This window comes from Nocardia rhizosphaerihabitans, from assembly GCF_014646295.1.
Taxonomy (GTDB): Bacteria; Actinomycetota; Actinomycetes; order Mycobacteriales; family Mycobacteriaceae; genus Nocardia; species Nocardia rhizosphaerihabitans.
Map to the genome: position 1 here is coordinate 258,009 of NZ_BMNE01000003.1, position 21,751 is coordinate 279,759.

The window sequence follows — 21,751 nt, forward strand, 5'->3', positions numbered from 1 at the left end:
CGACCGGCAACCACCCCGGCGTCGTAGCGGGCCGGGTATTCCGGCCATCACAGTCGAGGTCGACCGGCAAGGTCAACGGTCGTCTGAATCCCGCGGCGGGACCGGGCGCGGGCTGGGACCCGAGAGGCGGACCACACCCGCGTCGAGGTCGATCGCCAGCGCGGGATGGTGATCCTGGCCGTCGCTGTCACCACTGCCCTCGTTCTGCAGCTTCTTGCCCGGGAACAGTTCGCCCATGATGCCCACGGCTCCACGATAGCGAGTCCGGGCCGGGCGGGTCCCCTACCAGAAGCGCGGGGTCAGCCCCCAGTCGGCGAATTCCGCGGCGAGGAGTTCCTGCAGGGACTTGCGGGTGGGGAAGCGGTCGGGGTCGCCGCCGGTGACGACCAGGGTGACGGTGTCGTCGTCGCAGGAGAAGGCGAGGTTGACGCCTACCTCGACCTGCCGGAACAGGTCGACCGGGCCGGGGTTGACGACCGGGCGCATGATGACGTCGCGGGCCCGGTGGGGGCCGAGCACGGCGATGTTCTGGGCGGTGCGGCCCATATTGGTGCACAGGCATTCGGGGGCCTTGGCGGTGCGCGCGAACTTGTGCAGCACCACCTTCGGCAGCAGCATCTGCACCGGCTGCAGGTGCTGGATCGGGGGGATGGTCTCGGGATTGCGATAGGCCAGGCCTGCTGCCTTGAGTGCGGCGCGGACCGCGGGGAGGTCGGCGCGCTCGCCTGCCCGGTAGGTGACGCTGATCGGCAGGCCGGTGGTGGCGTTGGCGCGGGGATCGTCGGCGACGCGCATCGAATGGGGGATGTCGACGCGGACGTCGGCGCCGTCGGCGATGCGGCCGCTGCGGCCGAGCAGGCCCACGGCGACGCCGATCAGCAGGCCGTTGGTGGTGCCGCCGTTGGCGGCGGCGACCGCGTCCCAGTCGGCGAGGTCGACCTGGACGATCGTCTCGGCCGCCTGCCAGGTCTCGGCGTGCGGCAGGCGGGGCTCGGCCGGACGCGGATTGCGGGCCGGTTCGCTGACCCCGCGGGCACGGCGGGCGGCGCGCACACCGCGGGCGACGGCACGCAACTGTCCCCTGGCATCGGCGAGGTCGGCGGCGAAGCGGCCCGAGGCCGCCACCGGGCCGACCAGCTTGCCCGCGCCGGCGGCACGGTCGGGGGTCTCGCCGCGATTGAGCCGGCCGAGGGAATCGACGATGGCGTGCATCATGCCGCCGCCGTCACAGGCGACGTGCGAGGCGACCAGGGTGACGACGGTGCCACCGGACTCCGTGTGCGTACCCGCGAGCTGCCACACCAACCCGCGCTCGGGGTCGAACTCCACCGCGGCCTGCTCGAGGAACCACTCCAGCACCGCATCGTCGGACAGGGGCGTCGCCGACCAGACCAGCGGGAGGGACTCGTCGGCGGGCTCCCAGTGGGCCCGCGCGATCGGGAACCGGGTGGTGCGGACCCGGCGGGCGATGAATCCGGTCGCCAGATGCGCGTGCCAGCGCCGCAGCAACTCGGGGTCGAGCCGCTCGTCGAACCGGTAAGCCAGCTGGTTGACCAGGGCGTTCGGGTAGAGACTGTGCAGCTTGAAGAAGAGGTCGTCGTCGGCGGTGATCCGGTTGAGGCCGGCCGATCCGGCGGCGACGGCCGCGACGGCGGGGGAGGTGACGGTCATCGGATACTCCTCATCGGGAACGGAGAGTGCGCACGGTCAGCGGCGCGAAGACGGCGACGACGACCACCGAGGCCACCAGCGACCAGCACGCGTCGGCGCCGACGGTGCCGTGGGCGGCCAGCTCACGCACCGCGGAGACCAGGTAGGACACCGGATTCACATTCGACACGTGCTGCATCCAGGTCGGCATGGACTCCTCGGGCACCAGGGCATTGGAGGCGAAGCCGAGGAAGGTGAGCACGAGCATGCACATGCCCTGCACGGCGGCGGGCCGGGCGACGGTGGCGCCGATGAACGCGAACAGCCAGCTGATCGCGGTCGTGGCGAAGACGACCAGGACCGCACCCGCCAGGAATCCGGCGGTGTGCTCAGGCCGGTAGCCCATGCAGAAGCCGACGATCACCACCGTGATCGCGGCGATGAGATAGCGCACCATGCCCGCCAGCAATGCTCCGGCAACCGGTGCCGAGCGGGCGATCGGCATGGCGACGAACCGGTCGAATACGCCCGAATGGATGTCCTCGGAGAGTTGCACACCGGTGGCGACCGAGGAGGTCAACACGATCTGCACCAAGACGCCGGGAATCATGATGGGCAGGTATGCCTCCATGCTGCCCGCGATGGCGGTGCCGAAGATGCTGCCGAACAGCACCGGTCCCACGATGGGAAGCAGGATGGCGTCGTAGAGCAGCTGCGGGCTGTGCCGGAAGGTGAGCAGCCCGCGCCAGGCCATCATCAGCGAATGCTGCAGGGCGGCAAGCGCACTGACACGGGTAACCCGTGGAGCGCGCACGACCTGTGTGGGCTGTGCGGCGGTCTCGGTGGTGAGAGTCATGGCGGTTCTCGAACTTTCCCGGAGGGTGGTCACGCCAGGCCGACGCTGTCGGTGGCCTTCGCGTGCCCGGTCAGCGACAGGAACACCTCGTTGAGGTCGGGCCGGTCGACCGCGAAACCGCGCAGGGTGATGTCGGCGGCGCGGCAGGCGGCGACGATGTCGGCGCCGAGCGCGACATCACGCAGGGCGACGGTCAGCATGCCGGTCGAGGAGCCCTCGGGGATGTCACCGGTCAGGTCCTGGATCAGCGTCTCGGCGCGGCGCAGGTCCGCGGTGTCGGGGATGTCCAGGCGCAGCACCTGTTCGCCGATGGACGCTTTCAGCTCGGCCGCGGTGCCCTCGGCGACCAGCGTGCCACGGTCGATCACCGCGATCCGGTCGGCGAGCGCGTCGGCTTCCTCGAGGTACTGGGTGGTCAGCAGCACGGTCGCGCCGCGGTCGACGAGGCCGCGCACGATGCCCCACATGCGATCGCGGGTGTGCGGGTCCAGACCGGTGGTCGGCTCGTCGAGGAAGATCAGCGGTGGCACCGTGATCAGCGTCGCGGCCAGATCGAGGCGGCGGCGCATGCCGCCCGAGAACGCGGACACACTGCGCCGGGCGACGGCGGAGAGCTCGAATTCGTCCAGAAGTTCGTCGCTGCGTTGCGCCGCTTCGCGCCGGGACAGTCCGAGCAGTCGCCCGAACAGGCGCAGATTCTCACCGGCGGTGAGGGTTTCGTCGACGGAGGCGTACTGGCCGGTGAGCCCGATCATCGAGCGGACCGCGGTGGCATCGCGCACCACGTCGAAGCCGAACACCTCGGCGCTGCCGCGATCGGGGCGCAGCAGGGTCGCCAGCATGCGGACCGTGGTGGTCTTGCCCGCGCCGTTGGGGCCGAGCATCGCGAACACCGAACCAGCGGGAATGCTCAGATCGATGCTGCCGACCGCGGTGAAGTCACCGTAGGACTTGCCGAGTCCGCTGGTGCGTACGGCGATTTCGGTGCTGGTCACTGCAGCCTCCCGGCATGGTCCAGGACGGGTGTCGGGAACGACACGGGGACAAGGGCTTCCACCTCGTCGGCGGCGAGGGCGACGCCGCTGTCGGGGAAGCGTCCCGCGTAGGCGGCGGCACGGGCGACCACATTCGGATCGGCTACCCGGTCCAGCATGGCGGCCAGCGCGTCCGCGCCGAGATCGGCGACGCGCAGGGTGTCGGCCAGGCCGAGCCTCGACAGCGCGCGCCCCCAATACGGTTGATCGGCCTGGATCGAGCAGATCACCTGCGGCACACCGGCACGTAGCGCGGCGGCTGTCGTGCCCGCCCCGCCATGGTGCACCGCGGCGACGCAGCGCGGGAACACCGCGGCGTGGTCGACCTGGTCGACGATCGCCACCTCGGCCGACAGCTCGGGCTCGATGCCCGCCCAGCCCGCGGCGAGCAGCAGACGCCTGCCGCGCCGGGCGCAGACCGCGCGCAGCATCGTCACCAGCGCCGCCGGATCGTCGACCGCCATCGAACCGAAGCCGACGTAGATCGGCGCCGCACCCGCGTCGAGCCAGGCGGCCAGAGCGGGATCGATCGGGCCGCCGAGGAAACCGTCGGTGTCGACGGCGAACCCGGTGATCGGGTGCCGATCCGGCAGCTCCGCCGCCAACCCGGGAAACAGGTCGACGTCGTAGGCCTGGATCGACACCCGGTCCGGCAGCGGATGTTCGACGATCCCGAACTCGGCCAGCGGTTGTGCCAGCGCGGCGTCACGCGCCCACCGCAGCCCGGACCAGATCCGCCGGTTGAGTCCACCGGGAATCCGCTGACCCCACGCGGTCGGCACCACCGGCACCGAGCGATTCGGATGGATCGGAAAGAAATGCACTGCGGCCAACGGCAATCCGACGCGCCGCGCGGCCTTCTCGGCCGCTTCCTCGCCCGCCATCCCGGTCACCAGCACGTCGTGGCCGGGTGCCAGGACGAGCAGGTCACCCACCGCCTCGGCCACACCGCGCCGCTGCAGATCCAGCACCGCACGCAGCCGCTGACGCGGGCTGAGGCTGCGGAACCGGCGATCGGCGTGCTGGGTGCGCAGCAGTTCGGCACTGTCACGACCGAAACCGACGGCGGGGACACCGTGTTCGGTCGCGAACTCGACGAGATTGGGGGCGAGGGCGAGCGTCACCGAGTGCCCGCGAGCCCGCAGTTCGCGGGCAAGCAGGATGCCGGGCTGGGCATCGCCCCGGCTCCCGGTGAAGGCCAGCAGTGCACGCATCGTCAGCCCGCGCTCAGCGCTGCCGACGCGGCGTCGGCGACCGGTGCGGCCGCGGCGGGCGCGGCGAGGGTGGTGACCGCGTAGATGGCCCTGGCGAATTCGGTGAGGAAACGGTCCATGACCTCGGCGGGCAGACCGGCGGGGTAGCGGGTGGAGACGTAGAGACCCTCGGGGCCGCGCACGACCCAGAAGTACACCTCGTCGGTGGAGTACGAGACGGCACGCAGCGTACGTCCGCGCAGGTCGGCGACCAGTTCGTAGTCCGGGAGCATACGGATGTCGAGGAAGGAGGCGCCGAAGGTCGGGCCCTCGAGCGCGCCCGCCATCGCCAGCGACCGGCCCCACGAGGCGTCGTTGCAGACATGGGCGCGCTTGAGCGCGGCCCGGGTGACATCCAGGGCGACGGCCATATCGGCGCCCGCGGGCAAGGTGATGTCGACCGGGACGACATTGACGAACCACCCCATCGACTCGAGCCAGCTCAGATCGGGCCTGGTCGCGATCGGCATGATCGTGCGGAAACGGTCATCGCCGAACACTTCCCGCGACGCGGCGGCGAGCGCAGCGAAGACCGTCACCGAGAGCCGGTGCTTGATCCGCCCGAGCGACGCCTCCACCTCTTCGAGCTGCTCGAGGGTCAGCAGCGTGCGCGAGACACTGGGCTGGGCGTGCTCACCGTCGAGCTCGGCGACCATGCCCTCGGCGAAACGCGGCATGGGCGAGCCGGGCTCACCGACGAAGTCGCGCCACACCGCGACGGCGGGGGAGTCGGGGGTGAGTTCCTCGGCCGCGGCGCGCTCGATGGCGGCGTAGTCGGCGGCGCTGCCGAAGGTGGCCGAATCGCGGATCTCGCCGCCGGTGCGCACAGCGGTGTAGAGGGTGCGCAGTTCGAGGATGAGCACGGCCTGCGAATAGGCGTCGAGCACCGAGTGGTCGGCGGCGACCAGGACAGTGAAGTCGTCGGTGTCGTGCGCGACGGTGGCCACCAGCAGGTGCGGCCACACCAGCGGGGAAAGCCGCAGTTCCAGTGTGCCGCAGAGGAACTCGTTGATCTGGTCGCCGTCGGTGAGATCGGCGACCGGAACGCAGGCCACCCGCACGGTGCCGGGGGCGGTGGTCACCCGGTGGTAGTCGCCGTCGCCGGTGGGGGCGACGGTGGTCCGGAATCCTTCGTGGCGGTCGTGCCACAGCTCGAGGGTCTTGGCCCACACCTGCGCGTCGAGCGGGGCGTCCATCTCGAAGATGGTGCCGATCCAGCGCCCGCGCCCCGGGGCGGGATCCTCGGGATCGAGGAAGCCGAGGTACTGGGAGTGGACGCTGGCGAGCGGGCGCTCGTCATCGTACCAGGAACCGGGAGAAGCGAGTTCGGGCGTCCAGATGGACAGTGCGCCGGAGCGAATCCGGAATTCGGACAGGTGGGTGTATTCCATGCGGGGGTCACCTCGGGGTGCAATGCAAGCCGAAAACGGCGCGAACGGGGAATGTCGGTGATCGCGGCCGCGTCACCGGATGTTGCTCTGGATCCCGCACCGGATGTAGCTGGCGAACCCTGGGCTATCCCGAGTCTATAACTCTGAGAGTTTTCTGAAATACGCGTTAGTCACAACTGGCCTATGTGAAGAAGCTCACTTTCAAATTGTGTCGGAACACCAGCGTAACCCGGCGCCCCTGAAGTAAGGGGGTTTCTGTTCAGAAACCTGCGCACGACGCCTGGAAGGGTTATGACCTGCGATTATGGTGCTGCGGGAGCGCCGTATTCGGCGAGAACCGTGCCGTGCCGCACCACGCCGGACAGTCCGGGCAGCTCTGTGAGGGGTGACCAGGAGCGGAATCCGTCGTAGCTGTCGCTGAAGAAATAGCCGCCGTCCAGGTAGGCGTCGAGGTAGATCCGGTGCCCGCCGTCGGGCAGTCGGACCACCGACTGACCCTCGAGCGGTCCACCCCATCCGGCCCAATCGCCGGTCGCCACGAACGCATAGGGCCCGATCGGACGATCGGCCACGGCGAGTTCGATCACCTTGGAGTCCTCGTTCTTGACGAACGCGAACACCTGCCCCGTCAGACGCACCAAGGTGGTGTCGATATAGCCGAGGGAACCCGGCTTGCCCGGGCTGAGCCCGAGCAGGGGAACCGGCGGCGCCCAGGTCGTGAATCCGGCGTCCAGGGGGACCACCAGGTGAGGGGTGAATCCGCGTCCCCAGGTGAGCGAGACGATGATGCCGACCTGGCCCGCCGCGTCGACATACCACTCCGGCGCCCAGGCGCCCTCGAGCCTGCCCGGCACGAGCATCGAGACATTGCCGAGGGCGGTCCAGGTGATCCGGTCCCGGCTGCGGGCCAGCCCGATCGCGGTGGCGTCCCCGGCGATCGTGTAGGTGAGGTAATAGGTGCCGTCGCTGTGCAGCAGGATGCTGGGATCGCGGACCAGGCCCGACGGCGGCGTGAACGCGTGCTCGCTGACGGCGGTGAAGTCGGTGCCGTCCGTCGATTCGTAGACGGCGAGGGTGGTGTCGCTGTCGGCGCGGAACGCGGTCATCGTGTACCGGACCGGTGCGCGGTCCGGGTCGGCCCCGACGCCGGGCCCGAGGGTGGACTGCGCACGCGCTGTGCCCGCGGCCAGCAGCGGCAGCCCGGCCAGCAGTGCGAGTGCGGATCTGCGGCCCACGGTCATCGTCATGAGCTGGGATTATCCGGCTGCAACAGCGCCGGAGACGGCAGGCGCGCCGGTCAGCCGCGGGCGTTCACCGGTTCCGCGTCCGGAGTAGATGCCTGGGCGGGTGCCAGCGGCATCCGGGCGTCCAGGACCAGACCCAGCAGGCCGATGGACAGGCAGACGGCCGACACGGTGACGGCGATCGGACTGGTCTCGCCCGCCAGGGAGCCGGCGAGGATCACCGTCGAGATCGTGCCGGGCGCCGAGCCGGCGAGCGTGGCGACCAGATAGGGCAGCACCTTCACCGAGGACAGACCGCAGCAGTAGTTGACGATCGAGAACGGCGCCATCGGGATCATCCGCAGGGCGGCGACCGCCAGCCAGCCGCGCTGAGCCAGCCGGGCATCGATCGCCCGGACCGCGGGATGGTTCAGGTGGTCGGCGACCCTGGCCCGCCCCACCGCCCTGACCCCCAGCAAGGCGAGCGTCGCACTGACTCCGGTCGCGCCCAGCGCGATGACCGAACCGAGGACCGGGCCGAACAACACCCCGCTGGTCACGGTCAGGACCGTGCGCGGCACCGGGGCCACCGCGACGAGCGCATAGAAGAGGAAGAACAACACCGGCAGCAGCGGCCCCGCGCCACCCGCCCACGCCCTGATCTGCTGCGGACCGGGCAGCGGAACCAGCATCGCCACCACGAACAGCACGGCGATCCCGGCCAGGGCCATGAGCAGGCGCGGGGATCGGATCAGTCGAGACACCGCGCAAGCGTACCGGCCGGTAGGGGATGGCCCCAGCGAGCGGACAGGGTGTCACAGTTAGCATCATGGATGAACCGGACACATCCTGGTTCGCCGCAGTATCCGCTGCTGGGCTGATGCTGCCGGATCGGCAGTGCACCGGGGTGCGGTCGTCGAATGGAAGAGAGAACAGCAGCTATGCCGATTGGTTCAGAGTCCGGGGCGGGGCTCGCACCGGATCCGGTGCCCGAGTACGCCGCATGGCGCAAGGGCGTGGCGGGCGTGCTGGCCAAAGCGCGACGGGTCGAGGCTGCCGAGCTCCCCGCGGAGCCCGAGCATCTGCTCGACGAGACCACCTATGACGGGCTCACCATCGCCCCGCTCTACACCCGCCGCGACGAGCTGCCCGAGCAGCCGCTGCCCGGCGCGTTCCCGTTCGTTCGTGGTGGTAGTGCCACCCGCGACCCGCAGCGCGGCTGGTTCGTCGCCGCCTTCGCCGGTTCGGCGGACGCCGCGGCCACCAACCGGACGATCCTGTCCTGGCTGGAGAACGGCGTCAGCGCCGTCTCGCTCGGGGTGGGCGCCGACGGCGTCGCGATCGCCGACATCCCCACCGCGCTGAGCGGACTGCTCTTCGAACTGGCCCCGCTGACCCTGGTCGCGGGCGCCGACGTCGACGCCGCCGCCGACCAGGTCTTCACGCTGCTCGACGGCTACCAGCTCGCCGACCGCACCGAGATCCAGGTCGGGCTCGGTGCCGCCCCGCTGACGAGCGCGTTCGCCGGTACCGCCGACATCGACACCGATCAGGCCGTCGCGCTGGCGACCCGCGTGATCGCCCGCCCGGAGACGGTGCGCGCGATCACGGTGGACGGCACCGCCTTCCACAACGCCGGCGCCGCCGACGCCCAGGAACTCGGCGCGTCCGTCGCCGCCGGTCTGGCCTACCTGCGTGCGCTGACCGCCGCGGGGGTCGACATCGCCGACGCGTTCGGTCAGCTCGAGTTCCGCTTCGCGGCCACCGACGACCAGTTCGCCACCATCGCGAAATTCCGTGCCGCCCGGCGCCTCTGGGCCCGCGTCGCCCACGTGTGCGGTGCGCCCGCCTTCGGCGCCGCCCCGCAGCACGCGGTCACCTCGGCCGCGATGATGACCCAGCGCGATCCGTGGGTGAACCTGCTGCGCACCACCCTGGCGGCCTTCGGCGCCGGTGTCGGTGGCGCCGACTCGGTCACCGTGCTGCCCTTCGATTCCGCGCTGCCGACCGGCGAACTCGGTGTGTCGCAGTCGTTCTCGGACCGCATGGCCCGCAATATCCAGCTGCTGCTGCTCGAGGAATCGCGCCTCGGTCACGTCCAGGACCCGGCCGCAGGCTCCTGGTACGTCGACTCGCTGACCGACGAACTGGCTGCCAAGGCCTGGGAGTTCATGCAGGAGATCGAGGCCGCCGGCGGTTATCCCGCCGCGCTCGCCGCCGGTCTGGTCGCCGAGCGCATCGCCGAGACGGCGGCTACCCGCGCCGCCGACATCGCGCACCGCAAGACCGCGGTCACCGGTGTCAACGAATTCCCCAACCTCGCCGAAACGCCGCTGTCGGAGCAGGCACGCGCCGATGTCTCGGTCGCCCGCTACGGCGCCGCGTTCGAGTCGCTGCGTAACCGGTCCGACGCCTACCTCGCGGCCAACGGCGCCCGCCCGAAGGCGCTGATCGTGCCGCTCGGCCTGGTCGCCGAACACAACGCGCGCACCATCTTCACCGCGAACGTGCTGGCCTCCGGCGGCATCGAGTCGGTCAACCCCGGCCCGCTGACCGTAGACGGGATCGCCGCCGCCGCTGCCGAGTCCGGCGCGCGGATCGCGGTCCTGTGCGGCGCGGACAAGCGCTACGGTGAGGAAGCGGGCGCCGCGGTCGACGCGTTGCGCGCCGCGGGGATCGACACGGTACTGCTGGCCGGGCCGGAGAAGTCGGTCGCGCAGTACAGCGGTACACAGCGTCCCGACGGGTACCTGACCCTGCGCATCGACGCGGTCGCGGTCCTGTCGCAGCTGCTGGAGAAGGTGGGAGCCTGATGACCACATCCGATATCGAGCACCTGATCGGCAGTTTCGCCGAGGTGCCGCTCACCGAGCGCGCGCCCGAGGCCGCCGAAGTGGACGACGCGCAGGTGAAGGAGTTCGTGGCCGAGGCCGCCGCGGCCAACCACACCACCGCCGACCAGCTCACCTGGGCCACGCCCGAGGGCATCGACGTGCCGCCGGTGTTCACCAAGGCCGACCGGGATGCCGTTGTCGCGCAGGGTTATCCGCTGGACACGGTGCCCGGTGTGGCGCCGTTCCTGCGTGGCCCCTACCCGACCATGTACGTCAACCAGCCGTGGACCATCCGCCAGTACGCGGGCTTCTCCACCGCCGCCGACTCCAACGCCTTCTACCGCCGCAACCTGCAGGCCGGTCAGAAGGGCCTGTCGGTCGCCTTCGACCTCGCCACCCACCGTGGCTACGACTCCGATCACCCGCGCGTGCAGGGTGACGTCGGTATGGCCGGTGTCGCGATCGACTCCATCCTGGACATGCGCCAGCTCTTCGACCAGATCCCCCTGGATCAGGTGTCGGTGTCGATGACCATGAACGGCGCGGTGCTGCCGATCCTGGCGCTCTATGTCGTCGCCGCGGAGGAGCAGGGCGTCACGCCCGAGCAGCTGGCCGGAACCATTCAGAACGACATTCTGAAAGAGTTCATGGTCCGCAACACCTACATCTACCCGCCCAAGCCCTCGATGCGGATCATCTCCGACATCTTCGCCTTCACCAGCGCGAAGATGCCGAAGTTCAACTCGATCTCCATCTCGGGCTATCACATCCAAGAGGCCGGTGCGACCGCCGATCTGGAGCTGGCCTACACCCTGGCCGACGGTGTGGAGTACATCCGCGCCGGTATCGCGGCGGGCATGGATGTCGATAAGTTCGCTCCGCGCCTGTCGTTCTTCTGGGCCATCGGCATGAACTTCTTCATGGAGGTCGCCAAGCTGCGCGCGGGCCGCCTGCTGTGGAGCGAGCTGGTTTCGAAGTTCGAGCCCAAGAGCGCGAAATCGCTGTCGCTGCGCACTCATTCGCAGACCTCGGGCTGGTCGCTGACCGCGCAGGACGCCTACAACAATGTGGCGCGCACCTGCATCGAGGCGATGGCCGCGACCCAGGGCCACACCCAGTCGCTGCACACCAACGCCCTCGACGAGGCGCTGGCCCTGCCGACGGACTTCTCCGCCCGCATCGCCCGCAACACCCAGCTGCTGATCCAGCAGGAGTCCAACACCACGCGCCCGATCGACCCGTGGGGCGGCTCGTACTACGTCGAGTGGCTCACCCACCAGCTCGCCGAGCGGGCCCGCGCGCACATCGCCGAGGTGGAGGCGCACGGCGGTATGGCACAGGCGATTTCGGAAGGCATTCCGAAGCTGCGCATCGAAGAGGCCGCCGCCCGCACCCAGGCGCGCATCGACACCGGCCAGCAGCCGGTGATCGGCGTGAACAAGTACCAGGTCGAAGAGGACCACGAGGTCGAGGTCCTCAAGGTCGAGAACTCGCGCGTGCGCGCCGAGCAGATCGAGAAGCTGGAACGCCTTCGCGCCGAACGTGATTCGGTCGCCGTGGAGGCCGCGCTGGCCAACCTGACCCGCGCCGCCGCCGCCACCGAGGGCGGGATGGAGAACAACCTGCTCGCCCTGGCCATCGACGCCGCCCGCGCCAAGGCCACCGTCGGTGAGATCTCCGACGCACTGGAGAAGGTGTACGGCCGCCATCAGGCCGAAATCCGTACGCTCTCCGGTGTGTACCGAGACGAAGCAGGCAAGGCATCCAACATCGGCGCGGCCATCGCGCTCGTCGAGGAGTTCGCCGAGGCCGAGGGCCGTCGTCCCCGCATCCTGGTCGCCAAGATGGGCCAGGACGGCCACGACCGCGGTCAGAAGGTGATCGCCACGGCGTTCGCCGACCTCGGCATGGACGTCGACGTGGGCCCGCTGTTCCAGACCCCCGAAGAGGTGGCGCGCCAGGCGGCCGACAACGACGTGCACATCGTCGGTGTCTCCTCGCTGGCCGCGGGTCACCTCACGCTGGTGCCGGCCCTGCGGCAGGCACTGGCCGATGTCGGTCGCCCCGACATCATGGTCATCGTCGGCGGCGTCATCCCGCCCGGTGACTTCGACGAGCTCTACGAGGCAGGCGCGGCGGCGATCTTCCCGCCCGGCACCGTGATCGCCGACGCCGCCATCGACCTGCTGAAGAAGCTGGCCGCCTCCCTCGGCCACGAGATCGGCGGCGGCACAGCCGAATGAGCGACGCCGCACACACGGCCGGGGGTGGCCAGGCCCACCCCCGGATCGGCACCACCGCGGGTGTCGGTGCCCCGCGTAACGGCGACCGGACCGTCACCGGCGTCCGCCGCACCATCGACGTCGACGCGCTCGCCGACGAGGTGAAGGCCGGTCAGCGCTCGGCGCTGGCCCGCGCGATCACCCTGGTGGAATCCACCCGCGCCGACCACCGCGAACTGGCTCAGCAGTTGCTGCTGCGGCTGGGGACCGAGCCGGGCACCGTGGTGTCCAACCGGGTCGGCATCACCGGTGTCCCCGGCGTCGGCAAGTCGACGTTCATCGACGCGCTCGGCATGTATCTGCTCGGCAAGGGGCATCGGGTCGCGGTTCTGGCCGTCGACCCGTCCTCGACCCGCACGGGCGGTTCGATCCTCGGCGACAAGACCCGCATGGCCAGGTTGTCGCTGGAAGCCGACGCGTTCATCCGGCCCTCGCCCACCGCGGGCACCCTCGGCGGTGTCGCCAAGGCCACCCGCGAGACCATCGTGCTGCTCGAGGCGGCCGGTTACGACGTGATCCTGGTCGAGACCGTCGGTGTCGGCCAGTCCGAGGTCACCGTCGCCAACATGGTCGACGTCTTCTGCTTCCTCACCCTCGCCCGCACCGGTGACCAGCTGCAGGGCATCAAGAAGGGCGTGCTGGAACTGGCCGAGCTCGTCGCGGTCAACAAGGCCGACGGCAAGCACGAGATGGAAGCCAAGAGCGCGGCGCGCGAACTCCAAGGCGCCCTGCGGCTGATCCACCCGCACGACGCCCTCTGGCGTCCACCCGTGCTCACCATGAGCGGTCTGGAAGGCCAGGGCCTGGACAAGTTCTGGGACACCGTCCTCGAGCATCGCCGCGTCCTCACCGAGGCGGGGGAGTTCGCCGAGAAGCGCCGCCGTCAGCAGGTCGACTGGACCTGGACCATGGTCCACGACCAGATCCTGCGCCGCCTCGCCGACAACCCGGCCGTGAAATCCGTTCGCGCCCAAGTCGAATCCGCCGTCCGCGACGGCACCCTCACCCCGGCGCTGGCCGCCGAACAAATCCTCAGCGCCTTCGACGCCTGACCAGAATTTTCGCAACCAGGGGTTGCGCGAACTCTCGTCGGCGTGAATACTTAGGTATGTGCCTAAGTATTCATCAGGTGAGCCGGACGGGGGACTCGACAGTGTCTTCCGAGCGCTGGCGGATCCGACTCGGCGGGCGATCGTCGAACGGCTCGCTCGGGGCCCCGCGTCGGTGTCGGATCTCGCGGCACCGTTCGAGGTCGCGCTGCCGACCATCGTGCAGCACCTGAAGGCGCTGGAAGCGGGACAGCTCGTCAGCTCGGCCAAGATCGGGCGCGTGCGCACCTACCAACTGGTGCCAGGGGCCTTCGGGATCGCGATCGACTGGTTGCGGCAGCAGCGGCCACCGGCCGAACGGCAGCTGGACCGGCTCACGGCACTACTCACGGAATCAGCGAACAACACAGAGGGAGAACGACAATGACCGACACCGCTACCCGTTCCATCGCCCACGCGCAGTTCACCATCGAGCGCGAGGTACCCGTCGCCCCGGCCGTCGTGTTCCAGGCGTTCGCCGACCCCACCGTCAAGAGCAAGTGGTTCGGCGGCGAAGAAGGCTGGGAACAGGGCGAGGTCTCCGCCGACTTCCGCGTCGGCGGCGTCGAGATCAACGAGGGCACCTTCCAGGGGACGATGACCTCCCGTTTCGTCGCCACCTACACCGACATCGTCGACAACGAACGCCTCGTCTACACCTACGACATGTGGCTCAACGGCGCCCACATCTCCACCTCGGTCGCCACCTGGGAATTCGAGCCGACCACCACCGGCACCAAGCTCACCCTCGTCGAATTCGGCGCCCACCTCGACGGCCACGACACCGGCGCCCAGCGCGAGGAAGGCACCCGCGAGCTCGTCGCGGCCCTGGCGAAGTACCTCGAATCCGTCGCCTGACGCGGCTCACCCGTGCCCCATCGCCCCCATGTCCGTCCGCATCGGCGCCGGCCGCTGTCCCGGCGCGAGGACCAGGAACTGGCCCATCATGCCCTGGTCCTCGTGATGCAGCAGGTGACAGTGGTACATGTACGGGAACGTCGGGTCGGTGTGATCGGCGAAGTGCATGGCCAGGGTGTACGTGGCGCCCGGCGCGGTATAGACGGTGTCCTTCCAGCCGGAAAGCGCTGGGGGCGGCGGATTTCCGTCGATCGCCAGGATCTGGAACTGGACATCGTGGACGTGGAAGTTGTGCGGCCAGTTGTCCTTGTTGCGCACCGACCAGACCTCGGTGGTGTCGACGGGAATCGTCATATCGATGCGGTTCATGTCCATCCGGTGGTTGTTGATCATGAACCACTGCAACTCGAAGGTCCGGGTCGGCGCCGTGTTCGCTGCGGCGAGCGGGCTCATCGGCACGAGTGCCGCGGGGAGGGCCGCCGATGGTCGCAGGGTGTCGGCGGCGCGCAGGGCCAGGATGTCGAAGGAGTCGTCGAAGCCGAATTCGGCCGCTCGATCGATACCGTCGCGGTCAGCGATCGGCAGGGACCGTAGCGTGACGTTCTCACCCGCGCGGACGGTGACCACGATCTCGGCCCGCTCACCCGGGCTGAGCGGGATTTGCTTCAGGGCAACGGGTTCCGGCAGGAGGCCGCCGTCGGTGCCGATCAGCTGGAACTGCCTGTCGTCGGCGAGCGCGAGGTTGTAGAGGCGGCCCGACGACCCGTTGAGGATGCGCAGCCGGACCCGCTCGGTCGTGACGGTGAAGTGGGCACCCGCGATGCCGTTGGTCACGATGGTGTCGCCCAGCAGGCCGACATCGGTGGCGTCGGATTCGTCGATGCCGCCGTCGGCGGTGAAACGGCGATCCTGGATCACCAGCGGAATATCTTCTACACCATAGTCTTTCGGTAGGTCCAGGCGATCGGTGGCCTCGTCGTCGATCAGGAAGAAGCCGGCCAGTCCGCGCTGGACATGCTTTTCGGTCGCGCCGTGCGGATGCGGGTGGTACCAGAGTGTCGCGGCCTGCTGATCCACCCGCCAGCGCGGCATCCACTGCGCGCCGGGGGCGATCATCTGATGCGGTCCGCCGTCGAAGGCCGCGGGCAGATGCATTCCGTGCCAATGCACCGAGGTCGGCTCCGGCAGATCGTTGACGACGGTGACCGCGACCTCCTCGCCGCGCCGGGCCCGGAGTGTGGGGCCGAGGACCGATCCGCTGTAACCCCAGGTCGGTGTGCGGTTGCCCGGCAGCATCTTGGTGCTCCCGGTCTGCACGCGCAAGGCGAACCGGCGGACACCGTCGGCGCCGAGGGTCGACGGTGCCTGCGGCGGAATCGGCAGCGGACGCGTTGCCGTCCCGGCCGCCGAACCCGGCGCCGGGGGCCGGATCGAACACCCGGCCGCGTAGGCGACCGGGACGAGGGCGAGGCCGGTGAGGAATCCTCGTCGCGAGACCACATGTGCTCCTTGTCTGTGCGGGACCTCCAGCTTCGATCGGGCGCGACCTCGGCAACTCCGCCCAGCGGCCGGACCCCACCGGACCGAATCCGGCCGCGCGGGCCTTGCGGACGCGCCGATCGCGTGCTAGCCGCGCACCGTCACCTACCGTGGGTGCGTGATCGACATCAGCGCACACCGGAACCCGCGGCCGCTCCTGCGGTGGCTGCCGCTGGTGCTGATCCCGGTGTTGCTGCTGGCCAGCACCTATCCGGGGCAGTACCGGGTGCCGGCGCACTACTGGGTGCTCGCCGTCACCGCGGGCGTGGTGTTCCTCGCCGGAGCGCGGTGGCCGCTGGCGGTATCGATCGTGCTGTCGGTGCTCGCCGTGCCGATGCTGCGCACGCCCGCCTGGGGTGTGTCGGGCCTGGTGCCCTATCTCGGTGCGGTGGCACTGGTGGATGTCGTCGCGCGCACGCATCGGCGCAGCACCGTGTGGGTGGCGACAGGGTGCTGGGCCGCTGCCGTCGTCCTCGGGCGGGTCGGCCTGCACGACACCTCGATCGGCCGGGCGTCCACGGTCGTCGAGGCTGTGGCGTATGTGGGACTGCCGCTGCTGCTCGGGTTGTATCTGCGTGGGCAACGTGACCTCGCGGAGAACCTGCGGATGCGTGCGGCCGAGGCCGAAGCGCGAACCCGCATCGACGAACGCGCGGCCATGGCGCGGGAACTGCACGATGTGGTCGCCCACCACATGGCCTCGATCATCCTGCGCATCTCCGTGGCCGGACGGGTGGTGCGGGAAGCGGATCCGCGCATCGTCGCCGTCCTCGACGATGTCCGCGGCACCGCCGCCGACGCGCTGGCCGACATTCGCCGGTTCCTCGCGGCGCTGCGTGATCCCGCGCTCGGGACGGTGTCGCTGGTCGAAGCCGACGCGGTCGTCACCGAGGTCAGCGCCGCGCTCACCCGGGCCCGCGCTGCCGGATTCACCGTCGAGGCCGACATCGACACCGAACTCGGCACCATCGACGCCATGAGCAGACTCACCCTGCTGCGCCTGGTCCAGGAATCGCTGACCAATGTCATGAAACACGCCGATCGCGGTGTGCCCGTGCGATTCCGGATCGGCAAGCGCGACAACGGCATCGGCATCGAGGTGGTCAGCGGCGGCCGCGACACCGCGACACCGCCGGGACACGGCATCGTCGGTATGCGCGAACGGGTCGCCCTCGCCGGCGGCACCCTCGCTGTCGGCGCCGACGGCGAACACTGGGTGGTGCGGGCCTGGCTGCCCGACGCCGTGCGGGGAGCGGACGCATGATCACGGTGCTGCTGGTCGACGACCAGCGTCTGGTGCGGGCGGGCCTGCGGATGCTCATCGAGGACACCACCGATCTCGCCGTCGTGGGCGAGGCGGCCGACGGTGTCGAGGCGGTACGGCGCTTCGCCGAACTCGCGCCCGACCTCGTCGTCATGGACCTGCGCATGCCCGGCCTCGACGGCGTCGCGGCCACCCGGCAGATCCTCGCCCTGTCGCCGCGCGCGAAAGTGCTCGTGCTCACCACCTTCGACGACGACGATCACCTGTTCCCCGCCCTCGCCGCCGGAGCCGCAGGGTATTTCGTCAAGGACACCGACCCCGAGATCCTGCTCGACGCCATCCGGCGCACAGTCGACGGCGACCTGCTGTTCTCGCCCGCCCTCCTGCGCCGCCTGGTTGACCGTGCCCTCGAGGCCCCGTCGGCTCCCGGCCTGGCACCCGCACCCGATCTGACACCCCGCGAGTTCGACGTCCTGCGCCTGGTCGGCGAAGGGCACGGCAACCAAGACATCGCCGACCGGCTCCATCTCGGGGTGAGCACCGTCAAGAGCCACATCGCGAACCTGCTCGACAAGACCGGCACCGACAACCGCGTCCGCCTCGCCGTCTACGCCTCCAAGCTCACCGAGCACTGATATCTCAATGGTGAGATACATCATGGTTAACTAACTCAATGTTGAGATATATTCGACGTGTCAGTGAGTCGGGTTGTCGCACAGGAGGATTGATCATGCGGATCGCGGTGTTCGGAGCGAGTGGCGCCGTCGGCAGCAGGGTGGTGGCCGAAGCGGTGGCGCGCGGGCACGAGGTGACCGCGGTGGTGCGGCGGGCCGTGGTGATGCCGGAGGGCGTGCGGGTTAGCATCGGTGACGCGGGATCTGCCGACGACGTCGAAAAGATCAGCGCCGGTCACGATCTCGTGATCGCGGCAACGCGCCCCGCGGTAGGGCGCGAGTCCGAACTGCCGGTGGTCGCGGCGGCGATGCTCGACGGTGTGGCCCGCAGCGGCGTGCGGCTGCTCGTCGTGGGCGGCGCGGCGACGCTGTCGGTCCCCGGCGCCGGGGCGCTGCTGCACGAAACCCCGGAATTCCCGGCCGAACTCGCCGCGATCGCGCAGGCCTGCGCCGAGCAACTCGCCGCGTGCCGAGCCGATGCCGAGGCCGACTGGACCTATCTGAGCCCGCCCGCCGAGCTGATTCCGGGCGAACGCACCGGCAGCTACCGGGTCGGCGCCGACGAACTGCTGGTCGACGTCGACGGGGTGTCGACCATCTCGATGGAGGATTTCGCGGTCGCCCTGCTCGACGAGGCGGAGCGCCCGGTTCACCGACGTGCCCGCTTCACAGTGGCGGCGTCCTGAATTTGCCCAGGGGTCATTGTTTCTGGTGACGAATCGGTAAGGAACCGGTAACGGTGATGTGATCTGCGCCGATACTGTGACTGACCGCACTGAGCGGTCGGTTTTCAGTAGGAGGCTCGATCGATGAGGTGCCGCGGCGCGGTCTCGGCGTTGGTGGCGGTGCTCGTCGCCGTGGGTTCGACAGTGCTCGGCGCCGGCGGCGTCGCTGCGCAGGCGCCGGATTCCGGTGCCGCGGTGACGAATCGGGTGGTCGCCGTCGACGGGTCGCGGGCCGAGGTGACCTCGGTCGACGGGCGTCAGGTGACGGTTCGGATCTACTCGGCGGCCATGGCGCGCGAGGTGTCGGTGAAGGTGCAGCGGCCCGCGGACACCTCGGTGCCGCGGCCGTCGCTGTATCTGGTGAACGGCGCCGGTGGCGGTGAGGACACCGCGACCTGGGAACAGAACACCGATGTCGTGGACTTCCTGGCAGGCAAGGACGTCAATGTCGTCATGCCGGTGGGCGGTGCGTGGAGCTACTACACCGACTGGCGCGAACCGGATCCCACGCTGGGCGTGAACAAGTGGCGCACCTTCTTCCTCGACGAGCTGCCCGCGCTCGTCGACACGATGTTCGAGACGACCGGCCGGAACGCGATCGCCGCGAACTCCATGACGGTCACCTCGGTGCTGCAGCTCGCGATCGCGAAACCGGGTCTGTTCCGCTCCGTCGCGGCCTACAGCGGCTGCGCGCAGATCAGCGACCCGGTCGGTCGGCAGTTCGTGAATGTCGTCGTCGGCACCGGTGGCGGCGACGCGTCGAACATGTACGGCCCGCCCGGTGACCCGGAGTGGGTCGCCAACGATCCTGTCGTCAATGCCGAGGGTCTGCGCGGTACCAAGCTCTACATCTCCAACGGCAACGGCCTGCCCGGCGAGCACGACAAGCTCGGCGACCCGCACCTGGTCACCTGGGGGCCGGTCGGTCTGGCCAACCAGATCGTCGTCGGCGGCGTGATCGAGGCCGCGACCGGCTGGTGCACCAAGAACCTGCAGGACCGGCTCGCCGAACTCGACATTCCCGCCACCTTCGACGTGTCGACCCAGGGCACCCATTCGTGGGGCTACTGGCAGAAAGCGTTCAAGAACTCTTGGCCACTGCTGGCCGAGGGGATGGCGATTCCCGCCTGATCAGCGCAGGTCGAACAGCGCGACCGCGTTGTCGTGGCACACCTTGCGCAGCCAGTCCGGCCCGAGGTCCAGCCGCTCGACCGCCTGGACGGCCTCGGCGTACGGGTAGGGGATGTTGGGGAAGTCGCTGCCGAACAGGATGCGATCGGCGAAGCGGCGCAGGCGTTCCCGCTCGGCGGGCGGGAACGGCGCCCCGCCTTCGCTGAAGTCGGTCCACACCATCGTCGTGTCCAGGTGTAGTTGCGGGTACTGCTCGGCCAGGTCGAGGAACTCGCTGTACTCGGGTGTGCCCATGTGCGCGATGATCAGCCGCAGCGCCGGAAAGCGGCGCAGCAGTTCGGCAATGGGCGCCGGACCGGTGAATTCGCCGGGGACCGGCCCGGATCCGCAGTGGATGAGCACGGGTACGCCGGCCTCGGCGAGGATCGCCCACACCGGGTCGAGCAGCGGGTCCAGCGGTGAGAACGCGCCCACCTGGATGTGCACTTTGACGACTCGCGCACCACCCTCGATCGCGGCGCGGACGTACTCGGGCGCGTCCGGTTCGGGATAGAAGGTGGCGGTGTGCAGGCAGTCGGGTGTGCGGGCGGCGAACTCGGCGGTCCACTCGTTGTGCCAGGCGGCCATCTGCGGCTTGTGCGGGTACACCAGCGAGGTGAACGCGCGGACGCCGAAGTCGCGCAAGGTCTTCAGTCGCACCTGTTCGTCGTCGCGGTAGGTGATCGGCCACGGCCGGCCGGTCAGCGGGCCGACCTGGTCGAAGTAGGCCCATACCTTCTGCATCACCTGGTCGGGCATGAAGTGGGTGTGCACGTCGACGATCGCGGGCAGCTCGAGGCGGCGGCGGAAGTCGGCGAGATAGGCGGCGGTATCGACGGTCACTGTGGCGGCTCCGGATACAGGCGACGGGCGAAGGCGCCGACGCGGGTGACGAGACGTTCGAAGAAGACGGCGGGGTCGGTGCCGATCGCGATGTCGGCGTTGGGTTCCCGGCCCCACATGCCCGCCCAATCTGCGACGGTGGTCGCCCGGGTGATCGTGCCTGCCAGTTCGACGTCGACGGTGGCGGGGCGGGTCAGCACCAGGGCCGGGTCCAGCGCGACCGCGGCGGCGAACGGATCGTGCATGTGCGCGAGGTAGCCCAGGTCGTACAGATCGTGGAAGTCGAAATAGAACCGCACCGCGTCGACGAGATACCGGATGATCGGATTGCTTGCCGCCGAACGCCATTCGGGGGCATCGCCCGCGGCGACCCGTTCGATCGGCGTGCTGTGCGCGGCCTCGGCCAGGCGGGCCAGGTGCTCGGGCCGCATCTCGATGGACTCGGTGATGTCGAGCGCGCACACCAGCGGTCGGCGATCCGGCGCCGCCGCCGAGAACGCGTCGAACACCTCCTTGGCCGCCTCGGGGTCGACGTGGATGTTCCACTCGTTGGTCGGTGTGGTGTTGCCCGGATGGTTGAACGCGCCGCCCATGATCACCAGGCGCCGCAGCAGCCGGGGCAGCTCGGGTTCGATGCGCAGGGCCAGCGCGAGATTGGTCAGCGGGCCGGTGCACAGGCCGATCGCCGAGCCGGGGTTCGCGCGGGCCAGATCAACCCACATCTGCGCCGCCGACCGGTCCGACAGCGGACGTGTCGAGACAGGCAGCTCGGCATAACCGAGGCCCTGCGGGCCGTGCGTGTCCTCGGTGGTGCGCAGCGGCACGGCCAGGGGGACGTCCGCGCCCGCGGCCACCTCGATCTCGTCCGCGCCGGCCAGATCCAGCAGTGCGAGGGTGTTCGCCGCCACCTGCGCGGTCGGCACATTGCCCGCGGTCGCGGCGATCCCGATGATCTGCGCCTCCGGTGATGCCAGCAGATACAGCAGCGCCAGCGAATCATCGATTCCGGTATCGACATCGAGGATGATCTGCTGCGGCACAGGTCGAGAGTAGCCGCGGTCGTAGGC

General features: G+C 69.6%; 20 protein-coding genes. 9 read left to right on the forward strand and 11 right to left on the reverse strand.

Annotation, left to right across the window (positions count from 1 at the left end; genetic code table 11):
- Positions 1-72 precede the first annotated feature (72 nt).
- The 8 genes from IEY60_RS14015 to IEY60_RS14050 all read right to left on the reverse strand — a co-directional run bounded on the left by IEY60_RS14015 (position 73) and on the right by IEY60_RS14050 (position 8,171).
- A complete protein-coding gene (locus tag IEY60_RS14015) occupies positions 73-246 on the reverse strand; it encodes a hypothetical protein (protein WP_189028068.1) in 174 nt (57 codons plus the stop codon).
- Positions 247-282: 36 nt separating this feature from the next.
- Positions 283-1,671 carry a transferase family protein gene (locus IEY60_RS14020; protein WP_189028070.1) on the reverse strand — a complete coding sequence of 463 codons (1,389 nt, stop codon included), beginning with the start codon at positions 1,669-1,671 and terminating at the stop codon, positions 283-285.
- A 10-nt stretch (positions 1,672-1,681) separates the two neighbouring features.
- Positions 1,682-2,506 (reverse strand): ABC transporter permease, encoded by an 825-nt coding sequence (locus IEY60_RS14025; protein WP_189028072.1) that lies wholly within the window; start codon positions 2,504-2,506, stop codon positions 1,682-1,684.
- 29 nt (positions 2,507-2,535) lie between these two features.
- Positions 2,536-3,501: an ATP-binding cassette domain-containing protein gene (locus IEY60_RS14030; protein WP_189028074.1), complete on the reverse strand. Its 966-nt coding sequence runs from the start codon at positions 3,499-3,501 to the stop codon at positions 2,536-2,538.
- Complete coding sequence (locus IEY60_RS14035; protein ID WP_189028076.1) at positions 3,498-4,754, reverse strand: glycosyltransferase; 1,257 nt, start codon at positions 4,752-4,754, stop codon at positions 3,498-3,500. Before IEY60_RS14035 ends, IEY60_RS14030 begins: the two co-directional genes overlap by 4 nt.
- Positions 4,755-4,756: 2 nt before the next feature.
- Positions 4,757-6,184 carry a condensation domain-containing protein gene (locus tag IEY60_RS14040; protein WP_189028078.1) on the reverse strand — a complete coding sequence of 476 codons (1,428 nt, stop codon included), beginning with the start codon at positions 6,182-6,184 and terminating at the stop codon, positions 4,757-4,759.
- A gap of 302 nt (positions 6,185-6,486) precedes the next feature.
- Positions 6,487-7,431 (reverse strand): glycoside hydrolase family protein, encoded by a 945-nt coding sequence (locus IEY60_RS14045; protein WP_189028080.1) that lies wholly within the window; start codon positions 7,429-7,431, stop codon positions 6,487-6,489.
- A gap of 50 nt (positions 7,432-7,481) precedes the next feature.
- The gene (locus tag IEY60_RS14050) at positions 7,482-8,171 is read right to left on the reverse strand and encodes a TVP38/TMEM64 family protein (protein WP_189028082.1); all 690 of its coding nucleotides are present in this window, start codon (positions 8,169-8,171) and stop codon (positions 7,482-7,484) included.
- 177 nt (positions 8,172-8,348) lie between these two features.
- On the opposite strand from IEY60_RS14050, the gene IEY60_RS14055 reads away from it, so the two are divergent.
- Genes IEY60_RS14055 through IEY60_RS14075 form a run of 5 tightly spaced genes read left to right on the forward strand, consistent with a single transcriptional unit; the run spans position 8,349 to position 14,469 of the window.
- Entirely contained in the window at positions 8,349-10,220 is a 1,872-nt protein-coding gene (locus IEY60_RS14055; protein ID WP_189028084.1) for a methylmalonyl-CoA mutase family protein, read from the forward strand.
- Positions 10,220-12,484 (forward strand): methylmalonyl-CoA mutase, encoded by a 2,265-nt coding sequence (scpA, locus tag IEY60_RS14060; RefSeq protein ID WP_189028086.1) that lies wholly within the window; start codon positions 10,220-10,222, stop codon positions 12,482-12,484. Before IEY60_RS14055 ends, scpA begins: the two co-directional genes overlap by 1 nt.
- 44 nt (positions 12,485-12,528) lie before the next feature.
- Positions 12,529-13,575, forward strand: coding sequence for a methylmalonyl Co-A mutase-associated GTPase MeaB (gene meaB, locus IEY60_RS14065; protein WP_373291726.1), 1,047 nt, complete (start codon positions 12,529-12,531; stop codon positions 13,573-13,575).
- A gap of 58 nt (positions 13,576-13,633) precedes the next feature.
- Entirely contained in the window at positions 13,634-13,999 is a 366-nt protein-coding gene (locus IEY60_RS14070) for an ArsR/SmtB family transcription factor (protein WP_189028088.1), read from the forward strand.
- A complete protein-coding gene (locus IEY60_RS14075; RefSeq protein ID WP_189028090.1) occupies positions 13,996-14,469 on the forward strand; it encodes an SRPBCC domain-containing protein in 474 nt (157 codons plus the stop codon). Before IEY60_RS14070 ends, IEY60_RS14075 begins: the two co-directional genes overlap by 4 nt.
- A gap of 6 nt (positions 14,470-14,475) precedes the next feature.
- On the opposite strand, the gene IEY60_RS14080 is transcribed toward IEY60_RS14075, so the two are convergent.
- Entirely contained in the window at positions 14,476-15,969 is a 1,494-nt protein-coding gene (locus tag IEY60_RS14080; RefSeq protein ID WP_189028092.1) for a multicopper oxidase family protein, read from the reverse strand.
- Between the two features lie 157 nt (positions 15,970-16,126).
- Between IEY60_RS14080 and IEY60_RS14085 the strand changes: the two genes are divergently transcribed.
- The 4 genes from IEY60_RS14085 (at position 16,127) to IEY60_RS14100 (ending at position 19,802) form a co-directional block, all read left to right on the forward strand.
- Positions 16,127-17,272 (forward strand): sensor histidine kinase, encoded by a 1,146-nt coding sequence (locus tag IEY60_RS14085; RefSeq protein ID WP_189028094.1) that lies wholly within the window; start codon positions 16,127-16,129, stop codon positions 17,270-17,272.
- Positions 17,269-17,907: a response regulator gene (locus tag IEY60_RS14090; RefSeq protein ID WP_189028096.1), complete on the forward strand. Its 639-nt coding sequence runs from the start codon at positions 17,269-17,271 to the stop codon at positions 17,905-17,907. Before IEY60_RS14085 ends, IEY60_RS14090 begins: the two co-directional genes overlap by 4 nt.
- A gap of 95 nt (positions 17,908-18,002) precedes the next feature.
- A complete protein-coding gene (locus IEY60_RS14095) occupies positions 18,003-18,632 on the forward strand; it encodes an NAD(P)-dependent oxidoreductase (protein WP_189028098.1) in 630 nt (209 codons plus the stop codon).
- 123 nt (positions 18,633-18,755) lie between these two features.
- The gene (locus IEY60_RS14100) at positions 18,756-19,802 is read left to right on the forward strand and encodes an alpha/beta hydrolase (RefSeq protein WP_189028100.1); all 1,047 of its coding nucleotides are present in this window, start codon (positions 18,756-18,758) and stop codon (positions 19,800-19,802) included.
- Here the strand turns inward: IEY60_RS14100 and IEY60_RS14105 are convergent, their stop codons facing one another.
- Both IEY60_RS14105 and IEY60_RS14110 read right to left on the reverse strand, forming a co-directional pair.
- On the reverse strand, positions 19,803-20,684 hold the full coding sequence (locus IEY60_RS14105; RefSeq protein ID WP_189028102.1) for an amidohydrolase family protein: 882 nt from the start codon (positions 20,682-20,684) through the stop codon (positions 19,803-19,805).
- Positions 20,681-21,724 carry a nucleoside hydrolase gene (locus IEY60_RS14110; RefSeq protein ID WP_189028104.1) on the reverse strand — a complete coding sequence of 348 codons (1,044 nt, stop codon included), beginning with the start codon at positions 21,722-21,724 and terminating at the stop codon, positions 20,681-20,683. The genes IEY60_RS14105 and IEY60_RS14110 overlap by 4 nt, the downstream gene beginning before the upstream one ends.
- Positions 21,725-21,751 lie beyond the last annotated feature (27 nt).